The organism is Ruegeria sp. BHSB058 (genome assembly GCF_059613285.1).
Genome location: NZ_JBXWSF010000037.1, coordinates 1 through 18,609 on the forward strand (window position 1 = coordinate 1; position 18,609 = coordinate 18,609).

General features: G+C 60.1%; 13 protein-coding genes. 6 read left to right on the plus strand and 7 right to left on the minus strand.

The window, feature by feature from the left end:
* From AC2FNB_RS11215 to AC2FNB_RS11240, 6 genes are all read right to left on the minus strand, one after another.
* The coding region (locus tag AC2FNB_RS11215) for an NAD(P)/FAD-dependent oxidoreductase (RefSeq protein ID WP_496746343.1) at positions 1-1,094 on the minus strand (1,094 nt) is incomplete at its 3' end.
* Positions 1,081-1,764 (minus strand): TetR/AcrR family transcriptional regulator, encoded by a 684-nt coding sequence (locus tag AC2FNB_RS11220; RefSeq protein WP_480747924.1) that lies wholly within the window; start codon positions 1,762-1,764, stop codon positions 1,081-1,083. The genes AC2FNB_RS11215 and AC2FNB_RS11220, both read right to left, overlap by 14 nt.
* Positions 1,765-3,285, minus strand: a complete 1,521-nt coding sequence (locus tag AC2FNB_RS11225; RefSeq protein WP_496746345.1) for a trimethylamine methyltransferase family protein — start codon at positions 3,283-3,285, stop codon at positions 1,765-1,767.
* The gene (locus AC2FNB_RS11230; RefSeq protein ID WP_496746347.1) at positions 3,282-5,684 is read right to left on the minus strand and encodes a GcvT family protein; all 2,403 of its coding nucleotides are present in this window, start codon (positions 5,682-5,684) and stop codon (positions 3,282-3,284) included. The genes AC2FNB_RS11225 and AC2FNB_RS11230 overlap by 4 nt, the downstream gene beginning before the upstream one ends.
* Before the next feature lie 117 nt (positions 5,685-5,801).
* Positions 5,802-6,431 (minus strand): glutathione S-transferase family protein, encoded by a 630-nt coding sequence (locus tag AC2FNB_RS11235; protein WP_496746349.1) that lies wholly within the window; start codon positions 6,429-6,431, stop codon positions 5,802-5,804.
* 82 nt (positions 6,432-6,513) lie between these two features.
* On the minus strand, positions 6,514-7,659 hold the full coding sequence (locus AC2FNB_RS11240) for an acetate/propionate family kinase (protein WP_496746350.1): 1,146 nt from the start codon (positions 7,657-7,659) through the stop codon (positions 6,514-6,516).
* 209 nt (positions 7,660-7,868) lie between these two features.
* Here AC2FNB_RS11240 and AC2FNB_RS11245 point away from each other — a divergent pair, with 209 nt between their 5' ends.
* The 6 genes from AC2FNB_RS11245 to AC2FNB_RS11270 all read left to right on the plus strand — a co-directional run bounded on the left by AC2FNB_RS11245 (position 7,869) and on the right by AC2FNB_RS11270 (position 15,737).
* Positions 7,869-8,285, plus strand: coding sequence for a VOC family protein (locus AC2FNB_RS11245; RefSeq protein WP_496746353.1), 417 nt, complete (start codon positions 7,869-7,871; stop codon positions 8,283-8,285).
* Positions 8,286-8,522: 237 nt separating this feature from the next.
* Positions 8,523-10,295, plus strand: coding sequence for an ABC transporter ATP-binding protein (locus AC2FNB_RS11250; RefSeq protein ID WP_496746355.1), 1,773 nt, complete (start codon positions 8,523-8,525; stop codon positions 10,293-10,295).
* Positions 10,288-12,204, plus strand: a complete 1,917-nt coding sequence (locus tag AC2FNB_RS11255) for an ABC transporter substrate-binding protein (RefSeq protein ID WP_496746357.1) — start codon at positions 10,288-10,290, stop codon at positions 12,202-12,204. Before AC2FNB_RS11250 ends, AC2FNB_RS11255 begins: the two co-directional genes overlap by 8 nt.
* A 13-nt stretch (positions 12,205-12,217) precedes the next feature.
* Positions 12,218-13,246 carry an ABC transporter permease gene (locus AC2FNB_RS11260; protein ID WP_496746359.1) on the plus strand — a complete coding sequence of 343 codons (1,029 nt, stop codon included), beginning with the start codon at positions 12,218-12,220 and terminating at the stop codon, positions 13,244-13,246.
* Complete coding sequence (locus AC2FNB_RS11265; protein ID WP_496746361.1) at positions 13,243-14,397, plus strand: ABC transporter permease; 1,155 nt, start codon at positions 13,243-13,245, stop codon at positions 14,395-14,397. Before AC2FNB_RS11260 ends, AC2FNB_RS11265 begins: the two co-directional genes overlap by 4 nt.
* A complete protein-coding gene (locus tag AC2FNB_RS11270) occupies positions 14,394-15,737 on the plus strand; it encodes a CoA transferase (protein WP_496746363.1) in 1,344 nt (447 codons plus the stop codon). Before AC2FNB_RS11265 ends, AC2FNB_RS11270 begins: the two co-directional genes overlap by 4 nt.
* 28 nt (positions 15,738-15,765) lie before the next feature.
* Here the strand turns inward: AC2FNB_RS11270 and AC2FNB_RS11275 are convergent, their stop codons facing one another.
* Entirely contained in the window at positions 15,766-18,138 is a 2,373-nt protein-coding gene (locus tag AC2FNB_RS11275) for a mechanosensitive ion channel family protein (protein ID WP_480747935.1), read from the minus strand.
* Positions 18,139-18,609: the final 471 nt, after the last annotated feature.

Genomic DNA, 18,609 nt, shown 5'->3' on the forward strand with positions numbered 1-18,609 from the left:
ATATAGAACCCAGGCAGGCTCGACCTGTCATAAATCGGTATCCAGTCAGTGGATGCATCATAAAGGTCGACTACCCCCCGCATTCGCGACGGAATGCCCAAAGACGGCACCCTTTGCGCATACCGCATCGCCTGCGTCCGCCACTGTTCGGTAAAATCGCGGTCATAGTGTTTGTCATCATCGCACCATTGGTGCGGGTCGCATTCCGGATCTTCCGAGCCGACGAGGATGTGGTTTCCATGCTCGGGCCGGGCATAACAGGCGATGTCGCTGTCGGATACGATCATGCCCTGCTCTTGGAAATCGAACCCTTCGGGCGCGGGAACATGCACCACTTCCTGCCGCAGGGGGCGGGTTTCAATTGTCATGTCGTCGGTCACGCCCGCCATCTGGTTGACAATCGACGACCCGGGTCCGGCCACGTTGATTACTACCGGTGCATGTATCTCGGCCCCGGTTGCCAGCCTGATACCTGCAACGCGGCCTGCTACCTGCAAAACCTCGGTCACTTCGACTCCCGTCTGCACCTGCGCCCCGTGCAGTTTCGCAGCCTCCATCAGGTTTTGCGCGCTCAGCGCAGGGTCGGTGACATACCCCGCCTGCGGCCAAAGAACCGCCCCCCCAAGACGCTCGCCATTGGGCTGCCCGAACTGCGGGTCGTCCAGGCGGCGCGCAGGCGCATAGCTGTTCAGATCATAGATGGGCAGCTTGTCCTGTATGCCGGCGGCATCAAGTTCTTCGAACGGACAGCCTAGTTCGGCACTGAACTGCATATGCCTGGCCAGATGCCCGTTGGCCTCGGTCTTCATCACCAGACACCCGGTCTGACGAAACTGCGCCAGATCGGCTCCTTCCGGAAGACCCAGATAGTCGGCCCAGTCGCGCCAATAGTGATACCCCTCCCAGGCGAATGCCGTGCCGTCGAAGGTGGAATAGTGCATCCGGATGATGGCACAGGACCCTGCAGTCGACCCGTGGCCGACCTGAGTATTGCGGTCCAGCGACAGCGTTTTCCAGCCTCGTTTGGCCAGCTCGAACGCGACCGCCGCGCCGATGACACCAGTCCCGATGATGATTGCGTCAGGATTGTTCATTGTCCTGTCCCTCCCAAATTCTGCGGGCATAAGCGCTGAATTCCTTGATCTCGTCCGGCCTTGCCTCAACCCCGGTGAAGGCAAAAAGATAGTGCGGCACTAGCGCCAGCCGGGCCTCGTGCGGTTCGTTCAACTGCGCCAGATCGTATCCCAATTGCATGTAGTACAGAACCCGGGCGCGTGTCTTGGCCTCCATGTCCTCATAGCCGAACCGCGCGAACATCGCCTGCAGCGCCGCCAGCCGCCGCGCGTCGGACTGATCCAGTATACGGCGTACCTTTCCCGACCGCCGCGCCCAGTCCCGCACGGCAAAATCCAGCGCCGTGTCGAACAGGTTCGGATTGACCACACAGCGATGCACATTGCAGACGGCCGCAGTGATGGTGTCCGCCGGGGTATCGGCCTGCGCGATCATGGCCGCGGTATTGGTCGCCTGCCAGCGCGCCAGCAGCGCATCCAGCAATTCCTGCCGGGACTTGAAATACCAGTAGAACGAGGACCGCGACACCGCCATTCTTTCGGCCAGGTTCAACACCTTGACCTGTTCGACACCGTCAGACACTAGAACATCCATCGCGACGTTCAGCCAGTCGTCGCGGGTTACCTTGATGTTTCCGACCAGCGGTTCGGCATCCGGGTCGTCGCGGTGCAGGATCGGTTTGGTGCTCATTCAACTCTCCGGTGGCGCGCCGCCTTCAGCGGTTCGGCGCGCGATGAATTCCTCAAGCTCGGCAATCCGGTCCTGATCATGTGCCGGTGCCCGAAATGTGTCGACGATGTTCTGCCAGATGCCTGTCGCGCGATGATTGGCGTCAATTGCACCCCGCTCGGTCCATGTTCCGAAATTCGACCAGTCGCCCACCAGCGGTTCATAGAACTGGGTCTGGTACCGCTCCATCGTGTGCGCGGCACCAAAGAAATGCCCCGATGGCCCCACCTCGCGCAGCGCGTCCAGTGCAATATCGGCATCCGTCGCAGTCGTTCCGGCGCACAACTCGGCCACCATCTGCAGAACTTCAAGATCGGTGATGATCTTTTCGAACGACACGGTCAGCCCCCCTTCGAGCCACCCTGCCGAGTGGATCACCACCGTCGCCCCTGCCATCAGGCAACCCCAAAGCCCGAACTGCGTCTCATTTGCCGCCTGTGCATCGTTGGTATTGGCCGCACTTCCACCGGCGCAACGCCACGGCAGGCCGATCTTGCGCGCCAGTTGCCCGGCCACCAGTGATGCCGTGAAATGCTCGGGCGTTCCAAACGCAGGCGCGCCCGACTTCATATCCACATTACTGGTGAAAGTACCGTAACAGACCGGCGCACCGGGTCTGGCAAGCTGTGTCAGCGTGATCGCTGCCAGCGCCTCGGCATGGCTCAGCGTCATCGCCCCCGCTACGGTTACCGGAGCCATTGCGCCCATCAGCGTAAACGGAGTGACGATCGACATCTGGCCCGCGCGCGCAAAATCGATCAGCCCCTGCGCCATCGGCATATCTATTACGCGCGGCGAGTTTGTGTTGATGATCGTATAACACCAGGGCTGGGCCGCGAATGCCTCCTCGGACAGCCCCCGGAAAGAACGGACCATCTCGAACCCGTCCTTCACCTGCGGAGTGCCACGTGAATAGATGAACGGCACCTTGTCACTCAGCGTCAGTTCCGCCTGGGTCATCGCATAGTGGCGCAGGTGCATCGGAACATCCTGCGCCTCGACCAGTGGCGGGACCATATGCAGCACGTCGAAGCTCTGGGTGATCTGCACCATCTCGCGGAAATCGCGCAAGGTGCCGGGCCTTCGCCCGCGCACCAGATCGGTGGCATGCGGCGCACCCGCGCCCGGCTGAAAGATCAGCCGCCCCAGCTCCATTGTCAGATCCCGCTCGGCCACCCCGCCCTTGACGACAAAAGATCTGGGTGCGGTGGCCAACGCTGACTCGACCATGTCGCGCCCTATAAAGACCATTTCGTCCCGGACCCGCGCGCCGCCTTGTCGGAACAATGTACGGGCCTCGGGCAGCAGAACCTTGATCCCGATATCCTCCAGCACGGTCAGCGAAGCCTGATGCAACGCCTCGATCCGGTCCTCGGTAAAGGCGGCCATTGGCGGAAACGGGTTGCGCAGGTTGCGATAGTCCACTTGCCGCCGCGTCGTACCTGCCGCCGCTTCGCGCCCACGCCTGCCGCGCCGGGTCATGACCGCATCGCCCTGCCTTGCGGATCATATGGTGACGGGGCAATCACGCGCGCCGGACGTTCGACACCCACAACATGCACCGAAAGCTCGGTTCCCGGCTCAGCCTTGGCAGGATCGACAAGGGCCATCGCCAGAGACCTGCCAAGATAATGACCATAGCCGCCCGAGGTCACGAACCCGACCCGCTCGTCAGCCGACCAAACCGGCTCATACCCGCTGGCATCGGCGTCCAGCGCGTCGATCTCCAGCGTCACCTGCACCTGCGCCGGGCCATTGCCGTCGCGTTCGGCCTGGGCCGCGGCCTTGCCGACGAATTCCTTGTTCCAGTCGATCCAGCGATCCATTCCGGTCATGCCCGGCGTATAGGCTTGGGTAAACTCCGCCGACCAGATGCCAAAACTCTTTTCCAATCGCGTCGAGAGCATCGCGTTGAAACCGCACTCGCGGATACCCTCATCGGCACCGGCGTCCAGCAACATCCGCCGCAGTTTGATATGATCGCCATAGCGGCAGTTGATCTCATATCCTTTCTCGCCGGTCACCGACATACGTGCAACACGCGCCCGGACAAGGCCGATGTCGAAATCACCGCAGCCCATGAATTTCAGGCCCGAGATATCCTGTTCCGCCAGTTTCTCGATCACCTCTTGCGATTTCGGTCCCACAAGGCCGAACCCGCAAATCTCTTCCCCCAGATCACGGATGGACACGCCGTCCATCATATGCTCGTTGAACCAGCGCATATGCCAGGCGCGCAGGTAATAGCTGCCCATGATCCACCAGGTGCCATCGCCCCAGTTCAGCACGGTCAGGTCGCCTTTGAGCCGCCCGTTCTCACCCAGCATCGGCGCCAGTTTGGCACGTCCCGGGGCGGGCAGTTTCGAGGCCATCATGTTATCCAGCCACGCTTCGGCATTTGGGCCGGAAACCTCAAAGCGGGAAAAGCCCGAGATATCCAGCAGGCCCACGCCCTCCCGGATGGTCCTGCATTCAGCGGCCACGATGTCATGCGCGTTCGAACGTTTGAGAGTTGGCGTTTCCTCGAACCCTTTGGGCGCGAAATACAGCGGCACCTCCAGATCCCAGCTGACACCCCATTTACATCCGGCCTCGGTCATCGCGTCATGCGCCGGAGCCATCTTCAGCGGGCGACCCGCAGGCAATTGCTCGTTCGGGTAGGTCATCACGAAGCGGCGCGAATAGAACTGGCCAGTGGTTTCACGGATATACCGCTTGTTCTGTGCGAAATCACCATAGCGCGCCACATCCATCGGCCAGGCGTCCGCTTCGGGCTCGCCGTGGATCATCCATTCGGCCAGTGTTTTCCCAACGCCACCACCTTGCAGGAACCCGGCCATCACCGCGCAGGCGGTCCAATAGCCGCGCTTGCCCGGAACCGGACCAACCAGCGGGTTACCATCTGGCGAGAACGTGAACGCACCATTGACCCATGTCTTGATGCCCACGTTCTGGATCGACGGATACCGCTCAAAGCCCAATGTCAGTTCGTTCTCGATCCGGTCAAGCTGTTCCTGAAACAGTTCCTCGCCATAGTTCCACGGCGCGCCGTCCATCGCCCAGTGTTCGTGATCGACCTCGTAGATCCCCACCAGAACACCCTTCTGGTCCTGCCGCATATAAGTGAATCCTTCGAGATCCACAGTCATCGGCATCTCGAAATCCGCCTGCGCCACTTCGGGCACCGTGTCCGTGATCAGATAGTGGTGCTTCAACGGTGAGACTGGCAGCTCTACCCCGGCCATGCGACCAACCTGCTTGGCCCAGAGCCCGGCCGCGTTGACCACATGTTCACAGGTGATCGTGCCCTTATCGGTCACAACCTGCCAGCCGTCATCAGTCTGGATCAGCTCTTCGACCTTGGTTTCCTCGTAATATTCGGCACCACGTTTCCTGGCGGCTGTCGCATAAGCCTGAACAGTGCCAGTTGTATCAATGTAACCTTCACGATCCGCCCACATCGCGCCCAGAACGCCGTCGGTTGACATGATCGGGCAACGCCGCTGCGCCTCTTGCGGGGTCAAAAGCTCGCAGTCGTCAATGCCGATGGACTGGAAGATGCGGTAGTTGGCCTGCAACCACTCCCAGCGTTCAGGCGTACCGGCCAGCGTCAGGCCACCGGTCATGTGCAAACCGATATTCTGGCCCGATTCTTTTTCGATCTCACTCAGCAGGTCGATCGTATAAGCCTGCAAGGAGGCCATGTTTGGATCCGCGTTCAGGGCATGGATGCCGCCCGCCGCGTGCCATGACGATCCCGAAGCCAGCCGCCGCCTTTCCAGCATAACCACATCCGACCAGCCAAATTTGGCCAGATGATACAGAACCGAAGCGCCCACGACGCCGCCACCGATGACCACGACACGATACTGGGATTTCATCGCCTTTTCCCCTCGAACAACTCGCAGAGGACGCTAATGGCACTGTTCACTTCTGTCTAGACAAATATGTACAGTTCTGACGGCGGATATTTTATGACTACAACTCAATTAATTACACTAGATACTTGCGCTTGAGCGGCCCCTGATATTTTCGAACCACGTCAATGTGGCGAAGTTTTCTTCGGGGATTCGCAGTTTGATGACTCGTGCGAAGTCCACAAAAACGAAGGTGGTGATATCGGCCAGAGTGAAATGGCTGCAGGCAATGAAAGGGCTGTCTTGCAGGCGTTCTTCAAGGATGTCGAAAAAGCGCCTGGCCCTGTCCAACCCTCTGTCCGCCAACTCCGGTATTTGCACATAGTTCCAAGGGCCGGGCACCGCACGATCAGCAAACGCCGGATGCGAGTTGCGCAATGCCTCGCCGATTGGCAAACCGCCCTGCTGTTCAACCAGTGCATTCCACATCAGCACCAGACCCTTTTCCTCGGGGGTGCGCCCCATCAATGGCCGTTCCGGAAACCGGGCTTCCAGATAGGCCGCAATTCCCAGGTTCTCGGTCAGAACCGTGCCATCGTCCGTCACCAGAACCGGTACTGTCGCCCTTGGATTGACCGCTTTGAACGCGTCACTCAACTGCTCGCCCTTGGCGATGGAGATATCGCGGGTTTCAATATCCAATCCCTTTTCAGCGATGAACATCCGCGCGCGGCGAGGATTGGGGGCGGTCGAGCAATCGTAGAACAACATGAACCTAGCTTTCGTATCTGAATGTTTGCCAGCCGCGAAAACCGGCTGACCGCCGGCAGGGTGCAATTCCGTCGACCGGTGTTCAACCCATCGCCTTGAAAACCGCGCGGGCGATGACGCGTTCTTCGTCCGTCGGGATCACCAGAACCGGCGTTTCACCGCATGATATCACCGTCGAATTGCTGTCATTCGCCTCGGCATTCAACTTGAGCCCGAGATACTCCATGCCTTCCAGAACCCGCTCCCGGATCAGTGCGGCGTTCTCACCGATGCCACCGCAGAACACGACGGCGTCAAGACCGCCCATTACTGCTGACATTGCCCCCAACTCACGCTTGATGCGGAACACGTAATAGTCGATCGCCTCCTGTGCCCGGGGATCGTCATGCATCAGCAAAGTGCGCATGTCGTGGCTGATTTCACTGAGGCCCAGCAGGCCGCTTTTCTTGTAAAGAATATGGGTGATCGCCTCGACCCCGTGGCCCTGCGCCATAAGATACAGCAGCACGCCGGGATCAAGCTGGCCGCACCGGGTGCCCATCGGCAACCCGTCCAGCGCGGAAAACCCCATGGTCGAACCGATGCTCTTTCCATTTACGACCGCGCACATCGACGCGCCATTACCCAAATGGCAAATGGCAACCCGTCCAACCGACAGATGCGGATAGTCCCGTTTCAGCTTGCCGGTGATATAATCATAGGACAGCCCGTGAAACCCATAGCGTCGCACGCCCTTTTCATAAAACCGGCGCGGGATCGCAAAGGCGTCGTTCACAAATGGATGGCCGAAATGAAACGAAGTGTCGAAACACCCGACCTGAACCGCGCCCGGATAGGCCGTTCTTGACGCAAGTATCGCCGCAAGATTATGCGGCTGATGCAGGGGCGCAAGCGGTTCAAGCGCCTGAAGTTGCTCGATAACCGTATCGGTCAACACGGCAGGGCCGTCAAAAGTGCGCCCACCATGCACGACCCGGTGGCCGATGCCGGCAATCTCCATGTCCCCCAGCAGTTGGTCGACGTGCTCTAGAATTGCGCGCACCGCCGCCGCATGATCGGCCGGTCCGATCTGGGTCGCTTGCCGCTTGTCGCGCTTTAGCACGAGTTGCGCGACCGGCCCCAGGTTCTCGACCTGCCCCCGGTGTAGCAGCGTAGGCTCCTTTGCGGCCAGATATACCCCGAACTTGATCGACGAACTGCCCGCGTTCAGTGTCAGGATCGCACTCATTCCATCTCTCCGGCTGTCCTTTCGGACTGTAGGAGCCGTCAAAGTGAAACGACAACCGGTGAAATGCCGCAGGCCGTTCCCTTAACCGGAACGTCTGCACATAGTGTGGTCCAGAACAGAACTTTGTCTCAATGCGTATGATGTCCCGAGGCCTACCGCAATTCAGGAGAATTGCTACAGTATTCAAAACACCGAAGGGAACACATTGAATGATTGCTTACGTCACCGTCGGTGCCGATGACATCGCTCGCGCCAAACAGTTCTACTCAGCATTCCTGACGGCCCTTGGATACGAACTGGAAGAGGGCCCCGAGGGCCTAAGCTACGTATTGCCCGTACAATCCGGGCAATCTCCCGTTCCGCCTGATTTCTACGTCAAACCAACCTTCGATGGGTGTCCGGCCTCGGCCGGCAACGGATCCATGGTCGCGTTCGAAGCGCGCAATCAAAAGCAGGTTCGAGACCTGCACGCCGCTGCGCTTGCCGCAGGCGGGTCCGATGAGGGACAGCCGGGCTTTCGTGCCGCATATGGGCCACACTTCTACGTTGGCTACCTTCGCGACCCACAAGGAAACAAAATTGCTCTCTTCTCCGACGATCCCGACGAGCCGGGGCGCGACGGATAGCATTGGCTAAATCAGTCCGACGGGCTTCGCTCAGGCGATGAATTCTTCGCGAACACCAAAAATCCAGCAATCTCAAGAATTCGTGATGTCCATCGGAAAGATTTATTCCCACCGTCACTCCGATTATCGTCAAGAACGTATTTGACTAGTCAGGGTCCGGCGGGTGAAACTGCACGAAAAAATCAGGGAGTTCTTGAAGTTGATGTCGATCCACGGCCAGGCGGGTGGAAAACCCCGATGACTCCGCTGTTGTCCGTCAGAGATCTGAGCATCGGTTTTGGTACTGCCGATCCTGTGGTTCAGGGCGTAAACTTCGACGTCCAGCCGGGCCAGACCGTGGCGCTGGTTGGCGAATCCGGGTCCGGCAAAACGATCACCTGCCGCGCCGTGTTGCGCATTCTGCCCAAGGCCGCACAACTCAGAAGCGGCAAGATCACCTTACAAGGCCCCGATGGCGCTCAAATTTTGTCCGACCTCACCGAGAGACAGATGCGTGGCATCCGGGGCAATCAGGTCTCGATGATCTTTCAGGAACCGATGCGGTCCCTGTCGCCTCTCCACACGATCGGAAATCAGGTCAGCGAAGTGTTGTGGCTGCATCGCAGCGCCTCGGAACGCGAAGCCAAGCGAAAGGTGCTGGAACAGTTCGACCGCGTCGGCTTTCCCGATCCGGAGCGTGCTTACAATTCCTATCCGTTCGAACTCTCCGGCGGAATGCGCCAGCGCGCGATGATCGCCATGGCGATGGTTGCCAAACCCGACCTTCTGATCGCCGACGAACCGACCACCGCGCTCGACGTGACGACACAGGCGCAAGTGCTGGGCCTGATCAAGGAGTTGCAGCAGGAAACCGGTATGGCCCTGATTCTCGTCACCCATGATCTGGGCGTGGTGGCGAACATGGCCGAACAGGTGGTGGTCATGCATAAGGGACGCGTCATGGAATCGGGGTCTGCAGAACTGATCCTTCGCGAACCGGCTCATCCCTATACCAAACAACTCTTCGACGCCGCCCCGGAAATCCCCGATCAGGAAGCCGTCGGTATCCCGATGCCCGACGAGGATCTGATCCTCGAGATGAAGGAGATATCCAAGACCTATTCCATGCGGTCCGGCAAGGGATGGAAGGCCGGGGCGCTGATTCACGCCTGCCGCGGCGTCGACCTGAAACTGGCGCGTGGCAAAACCCTGGCGATTGTCGGTGAAAGCGGGTCGGGCAAAACCACAGCGGCGCGAATCGCTTTGGGGGCTGAACCGCCCGATCCGGGTGGCGAGGTTCTGTTTCGCGCGCAACCAGGGGCCGAGCCGATCACCGTGCACAAGATGAGCCGAACCGAACGCACCGCATTTCAGCGTCAGGCACAGATGATCTTTCAGGATCCCTACAGCTCGCTCAGCCCACGCATGCGGGTACAGGACGCGATGACCGAGCCGCTTGAGATTCACCGCATCGGAACCACGGCCGAACAGCGCGACAAGGCCGCCGCGATGCTGAAGCGCGTGGGTTTGAACGAGGACATGCTGAAACGCTATCCGCACGCGTTTTCCGGCGGGCAGCGTCAGCGGCTGTCGGTTGCGCGCGCGCTGATGCTGGACCCGTCATTCATTGTCTGCGACGAACCGACCTCGGCCCTTGATGTATCTGTGCAGGAACAGATCCTCACCCTGCTCGAAGACCTTCAGGAAGGTTTGGGCCTGTCCTATCTGTTCATCTCGCACGATCTCGCCGTGGTGGCACGGATCGCCGACGAAGTCGCGGTCATGCGGCAAGGTCTGGTGATCGAACAGGCCCCGCCGGAAACGCTTTTCTACAACCCCCGTCACCCTTACACGAAAGCGCTGATCGCGGCCCAGCCCGAACCCGATATCAATCGCCCAATCGACCTGAAACTGGTAGCATTGGGCGCAGGATCGCCGGACAGCTGGGACGAAGCCTTTCGTTTCTCGAACTCCGTGGTACCCTCGTTGAAAGAGCTGGAACCCGGCCATAAGGTACGTTGTCATGTTTGAAACCACTCGCAGGTCGATTTTCTTTGCCGTCGCCTTGGCGCTTGCCGGCGCGGTACAGGCCGGCTCGGATACGCTTCCACCCCTGCAGGAAAGCGAATTCTGGAAACAGGAAGTCGAAATGGGCAATCTGCCCCCGGTGGCCGAGCGCATTCCCGAAGAGCCGGTCGTGGTCGATCCGGAGGCCAAGGGGCGGGAATACGGCCATCAAGGCGGCACGTTGCGCACAATGGTCACGCGGTCCAAGGATATCCGGCAGATGGTGGTCTATGGCTACGCCCGCCTTGTCGGCTACAACGAGAAATACGAGCTGGTTCCGGACCTTCTGGCGAGTTTCGAGAACGATGGGAACCGCAAGTTCACCCTGAAACTTCGCAAAGGGCACAAGTGGTCGGATGGCACCCCCTTCACCTCTGCCGATTTCGAATACTGGTGGAAAGACGTCGCCAACAACGAATTGCTCAGCCCCTCCGGCCCCCCGGATTTCCTGCGGGTCAACGGCAAACCACCGGTCGTCACCTTCCCTGACGAAATCACTGTGGTGTTCGAATGGGAAGAACCCAATCCCAACTTCCTGCAAAGCCTCGCACAGGCACGCCCGCCCTTCATCTACCGGCCCTCGCATTTCCTCAAGAAATACCACGAAGCCTATGCCGACCCCGACGAACTCGCCGCCGAGGTTGACGACGCCCGCGTCAAAAGCTGGGCCGCGCTGCACAACAAGCTCGACAACATGTACAAATACGACAACCACGAACTGCCCACCCTGCAACCGTGGCTGAATGCAAGCTCGGGCAAGAAGATCCGCCACAACTTCGTGCGCAATCCCTATTATCACCGCATCGATGCCAAGGGTGTGCAACTGCCCTATATCGACGTTATCGAGATGGAAATCGTGGCGCCCGGTCTGGTCGCTGCCAAGACCAACGCGGGCGAAACCGACCTTCAGGGACGCGGGCTTGATTTCCGCGATGCCTCGATCCTCAAGAAGGGCGAAGCCGGGGGTAATTACAAAACTTATCTGTGGGATACCGGCGTGGCCTCGCAGATCGCGATCTATCCCAACCTCAATTATGCCGATGATACATGGCGCAACCTGATGCGGGACGTACGCGTGCGCCGCGCGCTGTCGCTGGGGATCGACCGGAATACGATCAACCAGGCGCTCTATTTCAAGCTCGGCAAACCGGGCGCCATGACCGTTCTGCCTTACTCCCCTTTCTTCGACGAAAAGAACCTGCAAGCCTGGGCCGCCTACGACCCCGAACAGGCCAACAAACTGCTTGACGAGGCCGGGCTCGACAAGCGCGACGGCAGTGGTATCCGTCTGTTGCCCGATGGCCGCCCGATGGAGTTGATCATCGAAACCGCGGGCGAGCGGCAAGAGGTCGAAAATGCCATGCAGATCGTCACCGACAACTGGCGCGACATCGGCGTCAAGCTGATCATGCGCCCGCTGGATCGCGACATCCTGCGCAACCGCGTCTTTGCAGGAAACACAATGGCATCGGTCTGGTACGGCTGGGACAACGGCATCCCGCAGGTCTATACCTCCCCCGCCTATCTCGCTCCTACCGATCAGGTATTCCTGGCCTGGCCCAAATGGGGCCAGTTCTATCAGACCGGCGGCGATGCGGGCGAAGCGCCCGACATGCCCGAAGCACAGCGGTTGATGGAACTGTCCAAGGTCTGGGATACCGCGACCACGGATGAACAGCGCTCCGCCGCCTGGAAGGAGATGCTGGAAATCCATGCCGATCAGGTCTACGGCATCGGCATTCTGGCCGGCACACCGCAACCGATCGTCGTTTCGAACCGCCTGCACAACGTGCCCGAAAAAGGGATGTGGGCCTGGGACCCGGGCGCGCATTTCGGCGTGCATCGCATGGACGAGTTCTTTCTGGACCAGTAACGGGGGCAGCTGAATGCTTTTGCTGCGCTACGCAGTCTATCGCTTTTTCACCATGCTGCTGACGCTGCTGGTGGTGTCGGCGATGATCTTCATCATCATCAACCTGCCGCCCGGCGACTATCTGAGCAACCAGATTGCCGAGCTGCAGGCGTCAGGACAATCTGCGGGTGTCGACAAGGCAGAATTCCTTCGCAAGGAATACGCGCTCGACCGTCCCTTGTGGGAACAATACATGATCTGGATGGGCTTCATGCCCGGTCCGCACGGGTTCTCTGGCCTGATTCAGGGCAACTACGGCTGGTCGTTCGAGTTCGACCGACCCGTGTCCGAGATCGTGGGCGACAGCCTCTGGCTGACGGTCGTCGTCAACCTGGCCGCCGTCCTGTTCGTATATGCAGTGGCTCTGCCGCTGGGTGTTCTCGCTGCGGCCCGGTCGCGGACATGGGTCGACTATACCTCGGCCTTTGTCGGCTATCTGGGACTTGCCACACCGAACTTCCTGCTGGCGCTGATCCTGTTCTACTATGGCCACCGCTATTTCAACCTGCCCATCGGCGGCCTGATGGACCCCGCCTATGAGGGTTTGCCGATGAGCTGGGACAAGGTGAAATCGATTCTTCTTCATCTCATCGTGCCAACCTTTGTCATCGGCACCTCTGGCGCCTCGGCAATGATGCAGCGTCTGCGCGCCAATATGCTGGACGAGTTGGGCAAACCCTATGTCGAGACGGCGATTGCCAAGGGCATGTCGCCCTCGCGGATGCTGACGAAATATCCCCTGCGCGTGGCCTTCAACCCCTTTGTCGCCGATATCGGCAACCTGCTGCCCTCGATGGTCTCCGGCTCGGTTCTGGTCTCGGTCGTGCTGGGCCTGCAAACCATCGGCCCCACGCTCCTGACTGCGCTCAAGACGCAGGATCAGTTTCTGTCCGGCTTCATTCTGATGTTCGTGGCTTTGCTGACGCTGGTGGGTACAATGATCTCGGACGTGCTCCTGGTCATGCTTGATCCGCGCATCCGATATGAGGGGCGAGATACATGACCCAGCTTCCCGACGGTCGTTATGTCGACGACGCCCCCTATGATCCGCAGGTCTCGATCCAGCAACTGGAACGCCGCGACCTGGATGCCCCGAATTGGGTGCTGGTCTGGCGCAAGTTCAAAACCCACAAGCTGGGCCTTGTATCCGGCATCTTCCTGTTGCTCAGCTACCTGATGCTGCCGTTTGCCGGCTTCATCGCACCCTACACACCGAATGAACGCAATGGCGAGCACCTCTATGCCCCGCCGCAATCGATCAGCTGGTTCCACGAGGGCGAGTTCGTCGGGCCATACGTCTATCCCATCGTGGCCGAGGCGGATCTGGAAACATTCCAGTGGAAATTCGTCCCCGACACCGACAACCCCGCCCCGATCCGCTTCTTCTGCAAGGGCGACGAATATCGTCTTGCAGGGCTGATCCCTTCGGATACCCACCTGTTCTGCCCATCCGATGGCGCAACGGTGTTTCTGTGGGGGTCGGACAGGCTGGGTCGCGATGTGTTCAGCCGTATTCTCTATGGCGCACAGCTGTCGCTGACCGTCGGCCTCATCGGCATTTCGGTGTCGTTCTTTCTTGGCATCCTGTTCGGTTCAATGGCGGGATATTTTGGCGGCAAGACCGATTGGCTGATCAACCGTGTGATCGAGATCCTGCGCTCACTGCCCGAACTGCCGCTTTGGCTTGCCCTGTCCGCTGCCGTGCCCTCGAACTGGAGCCCGGTTGCCGTGTTCTTCATCATCTCGGTGATCCTTGGTATCCTCGACTGGCCCGGCCTGGCTCGCTCGGTACGCGCCAAATTCCTGTCACTACGCGAAGAGGAATACGTGCGCGCCGCCGAAATGATGGGCGCCTCGTCGGGCCGCGTGATCCGCAAGCACCTGTTGCCGAATTTCGCATCACACCTCATCGCCTCCGCAACCTTGTCGATCCCGGCAATGATCCTCGGCGAAACCGCGCTCAGTTTCCTCGGCCTTGGCTTGCGGGCACCTGCGGTCAGTTGGGGCGTGATGCTGAACGACGCGCAAAACCTCGCCTCGATCGAGATTTATCCTTGGACGGCCATTCCGATGCTGCCGATCATCGTTGTGGTACTCGCCTTCAACTTCCTGGGTGACGGACTGCGCGACAGTCTCGACCCCTACCAGCAATGACCCTGCTTTCCGCCCTGCCCGCGCCTGATACCTACAAGGTAACTGGCAGCGGCGCGCTGCCCAGCGTCTTTGCGGTGTCGGAACTGGCCACCGCATCCTTTGCGGCGGTCGGGCAGGAACTGGCGCGGCTGATGCGCGCGCAGAACCTGACAGCCGGACAACCACCGGTCACCGTCGATCACCGTCTGGCCTCTCTCTGGTACGGCTGGTCCCTGCGCCCGGATGGCTGGACCATGCCAAGCGCCTGGGACCCGGTCGCCGGCGACTACCGGACCGCCGATGGCTGGATCCGGCTGCACACCAATCTCGCCACCCATCGCGCGGCGGCTCTGAAAGTGATGGCAACACCACCCGACCGCGAGGCCGTGAGCCAAGCCGTGTCTGGCTGGAACGCGGACGAACTCGAAGCAGCCATCGTCGCCCAGGGCGGCGTTGCCGCCGCCATGCGCAGCCGGCAAGACTGGCTGGCCCACCCACAGGGCCGCGCGGTCGCCTCCGAACCTCTGGTGGCCTGGACCGGACCGAGGCGTGCAAACCTGCGCCAAAGGCCACAGGCAACACCCGAAAGCCCCCTGGCGGGCCTGCGGGTTCTCGACCTCACCCGCGTCCTGGCGGGGCCGGTTTCAACCCGCACGCTGGCCGGTTTCGGGGCCGAGGTATTGCGGATCGATCCCCCCGAATGGGACGAACCGGGGGTGATCCCCGACATCTCACTCGGCAAGCGCTGCGCCTATCTGGACCTGAAATCGTCCAACGGGCTTGCCCGGCTGAAGGACCTGCTGGAACAGGCCGACGTGTTTGTCCACGGCTACAGGCCGGGCGCATTGGACGGGCTGGGGCTCAACGTCGCGACCCGCAACCGGATCGCGCCGAACCGGGTCGAGGTGGCGCTTGACGCCTATGGCTGGCACGGCCCCTGGGCCAAGCGGCGCGGCTTTGACAGCCTCGTGCAGATGAGCGCGGGCATTGCTCATGCCGGTCAGGTATGGGCAAAGGCGGACAAGCCGACACCCTTGCCGGTTCAGGCACTTGATCACGCAACAGGCTATTTGATGGCCGCTGCCGTTCTGTCGGCGCTGGCCGAGGCGGTCGAAGGCAGGCCAATATCCGATGCCCGCCTGTCGCTCGCCCGCACGGCAGAGCTTTTGGTCAGCCTAAGGAAAACCGCGTCTGGCTTGGGTATCGCCAATCCGCTCAAAACGGATTTCGCGCCTGCGCCGGAACAGACCGGCTGGGGCAACGGCTTTCGCCTGTCTCCCGCTCTTGCCATCGGCCCGGCGAAAATGTGCTGGGCCCTGCCCGCGCCCAAGCTCGGCACCGCCACCCCCGACTGGGACTGACCGGATCGGGGCGCGGGAGCGCCCGCCACTAGCGGTCGTCGCCGCTGCCGCCGGGGCCGATATCGTCCAGATAATCCTCGTCGATCGCCGCCTGCACCGCGCCGGTCACCGCCTCGCGCTGTTTCGGGGTCAGGTCCTCGGGGCTCTTGTCATCGGCTAGCCGCACAGTCACCTCACGATGGGCAAATCTGATCCCCTCACGCGCGAACAACTCGCGAATCTCTTGATAAACCCTCTTACGCACCAGCCACTGGTCGCCCGGTTTGGTCATGAACTTGACCCGGATGATCATCGCCGAATCCTGCATCTCGATCACGCCCTGGGATTTCAGCGGCTGGATGAAGTTCTCGCCGATCACCGGATCGTCCAGCAACTGAACCCCCAGTTTCTTGATCAGCTTGCGCACCTTCTCGACATCGGTGTCATAGGTCACGCGCAACGGCAGTTTCATGATCACCCAGTCGCGCGAATAGTTGGTCAGCACCTTGATCTCGCCAAAGGGAATGGTGTTGAGCGCGCCCAGATGGTGGCGCAGCTGGAACGAGCGCACCGAGATCTTCTCGACTGTCCCCTTCACGTCTCCGATATCGATGTATTCACCCTTGCGGAACGCATCGTCGATCAGGAAGAACGCGCCGGAAAAGATGTCGCGTACCAGCGTCTGTGCGCCGAAACCAACAGCCAGACCGACCACACCGGCGCCCGCGAACAGCGGGCTGACATTGATGCCAAGCTCCATCAACGCAATAAGCGCGATGGTCACGACCACAACCGCCAGGATCGCACCACGGAACAGGGGCAGCAACGTCGCCAGCCGGCTTTGCCCCGCCTCACCGCCCTCGTCTCCGGGCGCCACCTCCTGCGCACCGTCTTCAACTTCTTCGGCGATCTTGCTGTCGATCCAGATACGGAAGAAATGGAACAGAACATAACCGATGAACAGGATCACCATCACGTCCAGCGCGCGTCCCACCGGCAAGTCATCCGCCCAATGCCCCTCGGGATACCAGATCGAAGCCAGTGCATAGATACCCACGACAAAGGCAAGAATACCTGCCACGCGGCGCGCCAGATCTTCATATGTCGCGATGACGTGTCGTTCGGGCTCTACCCTTTCGTATACCTCCGCCGCGGCGTCCTCCTCATCATCCGGAGTGGCCTTCATCACGTCGATCTGGCGCGACCGGTCGAAATACCGTTCCAGAAAATAGTTCATCGCCCCGTAAACGATCACCACCGACATGAAGACCGCATAGGTACCGGCCACCAGCGGGATCGACACGGGATGTTCAAGCACAAGGTCAACCGCCAGTTCGAACCAGCTGAAGAGGATGTAAAGCACCACGACCGGCGCCCAGCCAAAGGAGACGAACCGCAACAGCCACGACACCTGATCGGGGCCGCGCCCGCCCCGGATCGCGTTCGAGATGGCGCGCGCATTGAACAGCACCATAAGGATATTGCCCAGCGCGCCAACCGCCGTCAGGCTGCCATAGACCATCGCATAGACGTTGTAGTTGAGCCCGAAATCCGCGACCCAGGTCGAAAACAGAACCACCGCGATGTCATAGGTCGCAAGCGTCGACGCCCAGATATAGAGTCGCTTGGCATCCCGGTCGGAAAACGGCGGCAAACGATACTGGCTGAGGAACGGCGACAGCACCATGCGCCACAGATCGGATACCGTGCGCGCCAGGAAGAACGCGGTGAAGATCGCCGTCACGGTAAACTGGACCGAAATGTCCTCGGCCCGGCCAAACACCAGATATCCCACGATCAGTGCCATCACCATGGCAAAGACGGTGGCCCCCACTCCCATGACAAAACGGAAGACCAGGAACGGCATTTTTTCCTTGTACCCGACCGGATTGTCCTTGATCCGCGCGACGACAATTCGGCGCGCGATGCGTTTGCCGTAAATCTCGATCGACAACCACCGGCCGATCAGCAGGAACAACAGGTTCCAGGCCAGAACCTCGACATAGGTCAGAATGCGCCCGTCGGGGCTGGTCTCGCGCAGGATGTACTGCACCTCGAACACGGAATAGGGCAACGCTTCCAGCCGGGATTCCAAGGAGGCACGGAACTCTGAAAACCGCGCCTGCGCCTTCATCAACTGCGATCCGTCGCCCATCGGGTTGCTCGCGGCTGCGTCGGTCGGTGTTTCTGCGGCCGATGAAACCACTTTGCCGGCACTGTCAATGACGATGACGCTGGCCCCAGCCTCTGTTGCTGCCCGGATGGCGGCGGCGATGTCGCCTTCCGTATCCGACTGGCTGGTTGTGTCTTCTGAACCGCCATAACCCGGCAATAGCGACGTTTGCGCCGCAGCAGCGCCGATAAATGCCGCGACCGTGACCCAGATTGTCAGGATCAGGTTGAGAAGAAACAGTGGTCTCATTGGGATTTGCATCCAGTTCCTAGTGTTCGCGGTACGCTACAGGACACGGCTTCGGCGTTCAAATGGCTAGGTGATGTTTTCGCGCAATCGTGTCGTCATGTGCCTTTGAAATCATGCTTTTGACAATCGTGTTTTCAACGTCGCATGATTTGAATATGACCATAGCAGAAACACTGTTCCGACACTGGCGGCAAAACAAATCTGCATGTATCAAAGGATTGCGGCAACGGGGTATGGACGCTTGATCAGAATGCGCGACATCGCAAATCTCAGGATGGCCGGTCAAAGACACTCGGTTCGCTTGCGTTTTTTCGGCGTTTCGACCCTTCAAAGGCGCAACTCTGTTGCCTTTTCGCAATGGTCGGTCAAAACGGACATTTCCCGGCAAGCCTGCCACGGGAATTCCGGAAAAACCTGCGCTATGAGGGACAGGCGCGCGGCCCCCGGATCGGAACTCGAAACCTGTTACAT

What these genes read in the sequence shown, in the direction of transcription:
- AC2FNB_RS11220 (WP_480747924.1), bottom strand. Translation starts at nt 1,764, where the DNA reads ATGAGCACCAAACCGATCCTGCACCGCGACGACCCGGATGCCGAACCG.
- AC2FNB_RS11225 (WP_496746345.1), bottom strand. Translation starts at nt 3,285, where the DNA reads ATGACCCGGCGCGGCAGGCGTGGGCGCGAAGCGGCGGCAGGTACGACG.
- AC2FNB_RS11230 (WP_496746347.1), bottom strand. Translation starts at nt 5,684, where the DNA reads ATGAAATCCCAGTATCGTGTCGTGGTCATCGGTGGCGGCGTCGTGGGC.
- AC2FNB_RS11235 (WP_496746349.1), bottom strand. Translation starts at nt 6,431, where the DNA reads ATGTTGTTCTACGATTGCTCGACCGCCCCCAATCCTCGCCGCGCGCGG.
- AC2FNB_RS11240 (WP_496746350.1), bottom strand. Translation starts at nt 7,659, where the DNA reads ATGAGTGCGATCCTGACACTGAACGCGGGCAGTTCGTCGATCAAGTTC.
- AC2FNB_RS11245 (WP_496746353.1), top strand. Translation starts at nt 7,869, where the DNA reads ATGATTGCTTACGTCACCGTCGGTGCCGATGACATCGCTCGCGCCAAA.
- AC2FNB_RS11250 (WP_496746355.1), top strand. Translation starts at nt 8,523, where the DNA reads ATGACTCCGCTGTTGTCCGTCAGAGATCTGAGCATCGGTTTTGGTACT.
- AC2FNB_RS11255 (WP_496746357.1), top strand. Translation starts at nt 10,288, where the DNA reads ATGTTTGAAACCACTCGCAGGTCGATTTTCTTTGCCGTCGCCTTGGCG.
- AC2FNB_RS11260 (WP_496746359.1), top strand. Translation starts at nt 12,218, where the DNA reads ATGCTTTTGCTGCGCTACGCAGTCTATCGCTTTTTCACCATGCTGCTG.
- AC2FNB_RS11265 (WP_496746361.1), top strand. Translation starts at nt 13,243, where the DNA reads ATGACCCAGCTTCCCGACGGTCGTTATGTCGACGACGCCCCCTATGAT.
- AC2FNB_RS11270 (WP_496746363.1), top strand. Translation starts at nt 14,394, where the DNA reads ATGACCCTGCTTTCCGCCCTGCCCGCGCCTGATACCTACAAGGTAACT.
- AC2FNB_RS11275 (WP_480747935.1), bottom strand. Translation starts at nt 18,138, where the DNA reads ATGAGACCACTGTTTCTTCTCAACCTGATCCTGACAATCTGGGTCACG.